The organism is Actinoplanes sp. NPDC051633 (assembly GCF_040681735.1).
Classification (GTDB): Bacteria; Actinomycetota; Actinomycetes; order Mycobacteriales; family Micromonosporaceae; genus Actinoplanes.
In genome coordinates this window covers 1-7,275 of record NZ_JBFAZH010000310.1, presented here as the reverse complement: position 1 = coordinate 7,275, position 7,275 = coordinate 1, and the positions used below count along the sequence as shown (strand labels likewise).

The window sequence follows — 7,275 nt, the reverse complement described above, 5'->3', positions numbered from 1 at the left end:
GCCCTGACCGCGCTCCCGGTCAGGGCCATCGGGGGGCGACCTCGGACACCCGAGTTGGTCCGTGTCGCCCGGTGCCGGAGCTCATCGCCCGGCCCGATTGTGGTCCCGCGCCTCCTTTCGTCAGCCGTTTCCTAGATCGGGCCGACTGCCGCGGGTGCCGTCCGTCAGGGGGGTGGACAGCGGTTCCAGGGATCGATGGGGGGTCCTGAGCGGCACGGGGTCACCTGCTCGTCGGTGAGGTCCCGTGCCGCTCCGGTTCGACGTCCCGGAGGTGCGGCAGTGCTCCGCGGTTCAGTTGTGATCAGCGATCCGCCGGTCAGCCACGGCCCCGCAGGACCTGGATGCGCACCGAGTCGAAGGCCGGGGTCTGGTTGGCCCGCTCCATCATCGGGATGCGGTGCGAACCGTCACCGGCCCACGAGGAACACTGCACGGTGCCGGCGTTGGGCAGGCCCGGGACCTGCACGGAAACGACGTCGGCGTCACGACCGCCCCTCTGGTCCTCGGTCGCCACGAAGAACTCCGGCACCGCCTCCGGGTTCGCCGGCGCCGACCGGGTCGACTGCAGGCTGCGGCACGCCGAGTGGAAGTGACCACGCACGATGCCGCCCTGCAGCACCGAACTCTCCACGTAGTAGCCACCCTGACCCGCCGCCAGGAACCGGTCCCGGATCAAGTTGCGCGTGCTCACCTGAATCGTGAACGGCTGGTTCTGCCGCACCGTCCGGGGCGCCCGGGTGATCAGCAGCGTCGCGTTGTTGGCCGCGGTCGGCACCTCACCGAACGCGGTCGAGACGCACCTGTCGCCCTTCTGGAAACCGTCGTGCGGCTCGAACTGGCTGCCCTCGCAGCTGTTCGCCAGCACCTCCAGGCCGTTGATGGAGATCGCCTTCGTCTGGGCGGGCGCGTCGTTCTCGTCCGCGCGGGAGATCTGGGTGACGCCCGCGATGCCCCCGAAGACGACGAGTGCGCCCGCCGCGCCGATCAGGCGACGACGGCGACTGTGCGGGGAAGCCGGGGCTGCGGCTCTGCGGCTGGCGGACCTACGCATACGGGATACCTCTGGTTCAGCGACTGGGAGAAATCTTCAAGGCTGACTCCAGGAGGCTAGGAGCAAGAATCTGCGAAAGCCAATTTACCGAGCAAATTTGAGCTCGTCTTAGGTCGCAATTAAAGAAGAAATATGGGAGATTCGATGAACTTCTTTTATCAACCGTTCAGCGGATGTCACCCGTCAACCCCCGGCGGCCGGTCGGCTTCCGGACATTTGCGCTGCTCCGGACCCTTGTGGAGCGGAAAATGAACCACCGCCGCACGTTTGCTGTACACGCTGGCACACCCTCGACACGCATTGGCGCCGGAGGACAGGAGACGTCCCATGACGGCCACCCGTCAAGCCCCCACCCGATCCGCGATACATCCCGCCACCGCCGCTCGTGTGGTGCTGTTCGCAGTGCTCGCGGTCAATCTGCTGTTCGTCTGGTACATGTTCTTCACCTCGGACGTTCCGGAGAAGAACACCCTGATCACGGTGGGTCGGTTCTTCGGGCTGCACGTCGCCCTGGCGATGATCTTCCAGCTCACGCTGATCGCCCGGATCCCGTGGCTGGACCGGCGGCTCGGCATGGACCGGCTGACCACGCTGCACCGGTGGACCGGCTTCACGATCTTCTGCGCCCTGCTGCTGCACGTCTCGTTCATCGTCACCGGCTTCGCCCAGCTCGACGGGAACCCGATCCCGAAGCAGATCGTCAGCCTCGCCGGATCGTTCCCGGTGCTGCTCGGGATGGTCGCCTTTCTTTTCATCACGGTGATCGCCGTCTCGTCGGCGAGATTCGCGCGGCGGCGCCTTTCCTACGAGACGTGGCACGCCCTGCACGTGCTGCTCTACATGGTGATCATTCTGGCCCTCCTTCATCAGATGACGGAGATCTCCACATTCACCGTCTCGTCGTTGTCGCGGGCCTATTGGTGGCTGCTGTGGAGCCTGGCGCTGGGGTCGTTGCTGACCTTCCGGGTGATCGTGCCGCTGATCCGCAATCTGCGGCACGACATGCGAGTGTCCGCCGTGGTGCCGGAGTCGGACGACGTCGTGTCGGTGCACGTGACCGGCCGGAATCTCGATCGGCTGCCGGCCCGGGCCGGGCAGTTCATGCTGTGGCGCTTCCCGGGATACAACCCGTGGTGGCAGGTGAATCCGTGGTCGCTGTCCGCCGCCCCGGACGGCGCGTCGCTGCGGCTCACCGCGAAGGGCATCGGCGAGACCAGCGCGGGGCTGCGGAATCTGCCGGTGGGCACGCGGGTGTTCGCCGAGGGGCCGTACGGCGCGCTGACCTCGCTGGCCCGGACCCGCGAGTCGAGCCTGCTGATCGCCGGCGGCATCGGGGTCACCCCGATCCGGGCGCTGATGGAGGAGCTGACCGGGCCGGTCACCGTGCTCTACCGGGTGCCGACCATGACGCAGGCCGTGCTGATCGAGGAGCTGCAGAGCCTGGCCCGGGCGCGCGGCGCGCAGTTGCACGTCCTCACGGGACGCACCGGTGCGGGGAACCCGCCATTCAACCCGTTCGCGCCGGCCGATCTGGAGATCGTGGTGCCCGACATTCGCGAGCGCGACGTCTACGTCTGCGGGCCGGAGCCGATGACGGTTGCCGTGCTGAAATCGTTGCGGGCGTTGCGCGTACCCCGCAATCAGATCCACGCGGAACGCTTCCGCCTGGCCGGGTGACGCCGCCACAGAAGTGGTAGCCCACAGGGCTATCCGCGGGCGGGATGGGCGTCTGGGCTACCACTTTTGTGCGGGGCGCGGTGTGTGCGGCCCGCTCGGCGGGCGAGCCGGATGCCCAGAGCCGTGAGCGCGCCGGAGAGGATGCCGTAGAGCCAGGTGAGCCACGGGATTTCGTAGATCAGCGTGCGCATCGGCTCGGCCGTCACCGGCGGGTCGCCCAGGCCGGCGTTCTGGCAACTCGCCGCCACGGTCGCCGGCCGCTCCAGGTCGAACGTCCCGATGAAGACCGTGACGATGCTGTCGCTGTTGTCGGTGAGCCGGATCCGCGGCTTGTGCACGCTGACCGGCTTTCCGTCCGCGGTGACGTCGCAGTCCCCGGTGCCCCACGGGGCGAAGACCGCGTGCCGCCCGGCCGGCAGCCGGGCGGGCGAGCTGCGGCTGTCCGCACCGATTCCGGTGGTGGCAAGCTCGGCGGCGATCGACACGAAGTTCGCGGTCACCAGGATGCCGGCGATGGCCACCGCGAGAGCGACCGCGAACAGACCCGGCGCGGGCGGGGACGGCGTACGTGCGGGGCGCAGCCGGCCGAGCCCGATGCCGGCGGCGGCGCCCGCCACCGCGTAGGCCACACCCGGCCAGTACTGCTGATCCCCGATCGCCGGGACGAACACCCGGTACAGAAACGCGTGCAGGATGAGGAAGCCCGCGGCGACGAAGGCGACCTCGGTGAGCAGCACCACCCACCGCATCCGGCGGCCGTAAAGGAGGCCGAGCCCCAGCCCGGCCCCCGCCGCCACGCCGCCCGCGGCCGGGCCCATGTCGAGCAGCCCGACCGGGTAGCCCTCGGAGCTGATGCCGTCGACCAGCACCAGCGGCAGCACCAGGCCGATCGGGATCCAGCCGAGAAACGCCAGGACGCGAGGCATGGCGACACCGTAGAGGTGGCTGTCTACCGCAGGTCTATCGCAGGGCGGGCAGCACCTTCGATCCGAAGGCCTCGATGAACGGGCCCAGATCCTGGCCGACGTGGTGGAGATAGATCCGGTCGAAGCCGAGGGACGCGTAGCCGCGCAGCCACTCGATGTGCCGCTCCAGGTCGGCCGACACGTTCACCACGGACCGCACCTGGTCCAGCGTGACGTGCTCGGAGACCACGTCGAAATGCTCCACCAGCTCGAGGTCCCAGCAGACCGGCGGCGGGAAGACGTTGCTGCGCCACTGGTCGTACGCGATCTGCTCGGCCTCGGTCTCACTGCCGGCCCAGCTCAGGTGCACCTGCAGGCAGACCGGCCCGCGCCCGCCGACACCCCGGTACGCGCCGATCATCTCGCGCAGCCGCTCGGTCGGCGCGTTGACGGTGACCATCCCGTCGGCCCAGCCGGCCACCCACCGGGCGGTCTCCACGCTGACCGCCGCACCGATCAGCGGCGGCGGCTCGGCCGGCCGGGTCCACAGCTTCGCCCGGTCGACGGTTACCAGCCCGTCGTGGGTGACCTCCTCGCCGGCCAGCAGGGCACGGATGACGTCCACGCTCTCGCGCAGCCGCTTGTTGCGGATCTCCTTGCGCGGCCAGTCGCCGCCGGTGATGTGCTCGTTGCTGAACTCACCGCTGCCCAGAGCCGCCCAGAAGCGGCCCGGGAACATCGCGCCGAGCGTGCCGATGGCCTGCGCGATGATCGCCGGGTGGTAGCGCTGGCCGGGCGCGTTCACCACCCCGAAGGACAGGTTGGTGGCCTGCAGGGCGGCGCCCAGCCAGGCCCAGGCGAACGCGGACTCGCCCTGACGAGCGCTCCACGGCGAGAAATGATCGGAACACATCGCGGCGTCGAAGCCGGCGCGTTCCGCGGCGACCACGGCCTCGAGGAGGGCGGCGGGCGGGATCTGCTCGTGCGAGCAGTGGATTCCGTACTCCGTCATGGGATTGCTCCCTACCCCGCTACGGCCAGTAGTAGTCCACTACGCTTTGGTTGCACTGAGGTAAAAGTCTTCGCGTGGGATTGACCGCCGCCGTCGCACTCTGTTGATGTGTGATCACGCACGCGACGGAGGTGCGCACTGGAACCCAGCGAGTTCGATGTGGTGATCGTGGGAGGCGGGACGGCCGGCGCGGTGGTCGCCTCCCGGCTCTCGGCAGATCCCGCGGTCCGCGTCTGCCTGATCGAGGGCGGCCCGTCCGACGTCGGCGATCAGCGGGTGCTGCGCCTGCGGAGCTGGCTGAGCCTGCTCGAGTCCGAGTTCGACTACGGATACCGCACCGTGCCGCAGCCCCGGGGCAACTCGCACATCGTGCACTCGCGGGCCAAGGTGCTGGGCGGCTGCTCGTCGCACAACACGATGATCAGCCTGCTGCCGCCGCCCGGTGACTTCGCCGACTGGGTGGCCGCCGGTGCCGCCGGGTGGTCGTACGAGGAGATGCTGCCCTACTGGCACCGCCTGCTGATCAACATCGTCCCGGTCGCCGAGCGCAACCCGCTGGTCGCGGACTTCGTCGCCGCGTCGTCGAAGGCGTTGGGCGTTCCGATCCACGACGACCTCAACGCGACCCCGTTCGCGGACGGCACCGGCCTGTTCCCGGTCGGCTACCACCCCGAGACAGGCGTGCGCTCGTCGTCCTCGGTCGAGTATCTGCACCCGGTCCTGGACCGTCCCAACCTGACGATCCGCACGGACACCTGGGCCTCCCGGCTGGAGATCGACGGGGACCGGGTGACCGGGGTGCACACCAGTGCCGGCGTGATCCGAGGCGCCCGGTACGTGCTGTCGGCCGGCGCCATCGACACGCCGCGGCTGCTGCTCCTCTCCGGCATCGGCCCGGCCGGCGACCTGCGCAGGCTGGGCATTCCCGTGCGGGTGGACCTGCCCGGCGTGGGTGAGCACCTGCTCGATCACCCCGAGTCGCTGATCCTGTGGGAGGCGAGCCGGCCGGTGCCGCCGGAGTCGGCGATGGACGCGGACGCGGGCCTGTTCGTCAACCGGGCCGGCGGCGACCGCCCCGACCTGATGTTCCACCTCTACCAGATCCCGTTCACCGTCCACACCGCCCGCCTCGGCTACGACGTGCCGGAGCACGGCTTCGGGATGACGCCGAACATCCCGCGCCCGCGCAGCAGCGGCCGGATGTGGCTGGTCGACGCCGACCCCGCGGCGCGGCCCGCGCTGGATTTCCGGTATTTCACCGACCCGGAGGGCTACGACGAGCGGACCATCGTGGACGGGCTGCGGATCGCCCGGGAGGTGGCCGCCACCGAGCCGTTCGCGTCGTGGATCCGCCGCGAGATCGCCCCCGGCCCGTCGGTTCGCAGCGACGCCGATCTCTCCGCCTACGGACGAGCGGTGCATCACACGGTCTACCATCCGGCCGGGACGTGCCGCATGGGCGCCGAGGACGACCCGCTGGCCGTGGTCGATCCGACGCTGCGCATCCGCGGCCTGTCCAACGTGCGGATCGCGGACGCGTCCGTGTTCCCGACCATGACCACGGTGAACCCCGTCGTGGCGGTGCTGATGATCGGCGAGAAGGCGGCCGACCTACTTCGAGGAGATCAACGGTGACTCCGACCCCCACCCCCACGATCCAGGTCGAGCGCCTGTGGAAGGTGTTCGGACTCAAGCCCGAACGGGTGGTCGACTCGGACCTCGGCCGGCTTCCCCGCGCCGAGCTGCGGGAGCGGACCGGCTGCGTGGCCGCGGTGCGCGACGTCAGCTTCGAGGTGGCCGCCGGCGAGGTCTTCGTCGTGATGGGCCTGTCCGGCAGCGGCAAGTCCACGCTGGTCCGGTGCCTGACCCGGCTGATCGAGCCGACCAGCGGCGAGGTCTCGATCGACGGCGAGCAGGTCCGCGGGATGAGCACGAAACGGTTGCGCGAGCTGCGCCGGCACCGGGTCGCGATGGTGTTCCAGCACTTCGGCCTGCTGCCGCATCGGCCGGTGGTGGACAACGTCGCGTACGGGTTGGAGATCCAGGGCGTCGGGAAGGCGGAGCGGCACCGGCGGGCGTCCGAGGTGCTCGACCTGGTCGGGCTGGACGGCCACGAGAAGCAGTACCCGGACCAGCTCTCCGGCGGCATGCAGCAGCGGGTCGGCCTGGCCCGGGCGCTGGCCGTGGACCCGGCTGTGCTGCTCTTCGACGAGCCGTTCAGCGCGCTCGACCCGCTGATCCGCCGGGACATGCAGGCCGAGGTGCGCCGGTTGCACGCCGAGGTGGGCAAGACGCTGGTCTTCATCACCCACGACCTGGCCGAGGCGCTGAGCCTGGGCGACCGGATCGCGGTGATGCGCGACGGCGACCTGGTGCAGGTGGGCACCCCCGAGGACCTGGTCGGCGATCCGGCGGACGAGTACGTGGCGGACTTCGTCCGCGAGGTGCCACGCGCCGACGTGCTGACCCTGCGCCGGATCGTCCGGCCGGCCGAGGACGGCGAGCAGACCGAGGACAAGCCGCTGCCGGCCGGCACGGTGATCCGGGACGCGGTGTCGCGGGTGCTCGGCGCCGGGCGCCCGATCGGCGTGGTGGACGGCGATGAGCGGATCGGCGTGGTGGACGCGAAG

The 7,275-nt window shown here is 70.0% G+C and carries 5 protein-coding genes and 1 pseudogene; 3 read left to right on the top strand and 3 right to left on the bottom strand.

What is annotated here, in order from left to right; all coding sequences use genetic code 11:
* Positions 1-316 precede the first annotated feature (316 nt).
* A pseudogene (locus tag AB0M20_RS18740) lies at positions 317-874 on the bottom strand (Pecanex-like protein 1); the annotation flags it as partial.
* 564 nt (positions 875-1,438) lie between these two features.
* Between AB0M20_RS18740 and AB0M20_RS18735 the strand changes: the two are divergent.
* Positions 1,439-2,728 carry a ferredoxin reductase family protein gene (locus tag AB0M20_RS18735; protein ID WP_364299699.1) on the top strand — a complete coding sequence of 430 codons (1,290 nt, stop codon included), beginning with the start codon at positions 1,439-1,441 and terminating at the stop codon, positions 2,726-2,728.
* Between the two features lie 29 nt (positions 2,729-2,757).
* Here AB0M20_RS18735 and AB0M20_RS18730 read toward each other — a convergent pair whose 3' ends face one another.
* Together AB0M20_RS18730 and AB0M20_RS18725 are read right to left on the bottom strand one after the other, a co-directional pair.
* Positions 2,758-3,654: a hypothetical protein gene (locus AB0M20_RS18730; RefSeq protein WP_364299697.1), complete on the bottom strand. Its 897-nt coding sequence runs from the start codon at positions 3,652-3,654 to the stop codon at positions 2,758-2,760.
* A gap of 34 nt (positions 3,655-3,688) precedes the next feature.
* Complete coding sequence (locus tag AB0M20_RS18725; protein ID WP_364299695.1) at positions 3,689-4,645, bottom strand: TIGR03885 family FMN-dependent LLM class oxidoreductase; 957 nt, start codon at positions 4,643-4,645, stop codon at positions 3,689-3,691.
* 159 nt (positions 4,646-4,804) lie between these two features.
* Here AB0M20_RS18725 and AB0M20_RS18720 point away from each other — a divergent pair, with 159 nt between their 5' ends.
* Positions 4,805-6,280, top strand: coding sequence for a GMC oxidoreductase (locus tag AB0M20_RS18720; protein WP_364299693.1), 1,476 nt, complete (start codon positions 4,805-4,807; stop codon positions 6,278-6,280).
* Positions 6,277-7,275, top strand: a 999-nt coding sequence (locus AB0M20_RS18715; protein ID WP_364299691.1) for a glycine betaine/L-proline ABC transporter ATP-binding protein, incomplete at its 3' end; no start/stop codon positions are given. The genes AB0M20_RS18720 and AB0M20_RS18715, both read left to right, overlap by 4 nt.

Excerpts from the sequence above, each read along its gene's own strand:
- AB0M20_RS18730 (WP_364299697.1), bottom strand. The coding sequence starts at position 3,654 with ATGCCTCGCGTCCTGGCGTTTCTCGGCTGGATCCCGATCGGCCTGGTG.
- AB0M20_RS18725 (WP_364299695.1), bottom strand. The coding sequence starts at position 4,645 with ATGACGGAGTACGGAATCCACTGCTCGCACGAGCAGATCCCGCCCGCC.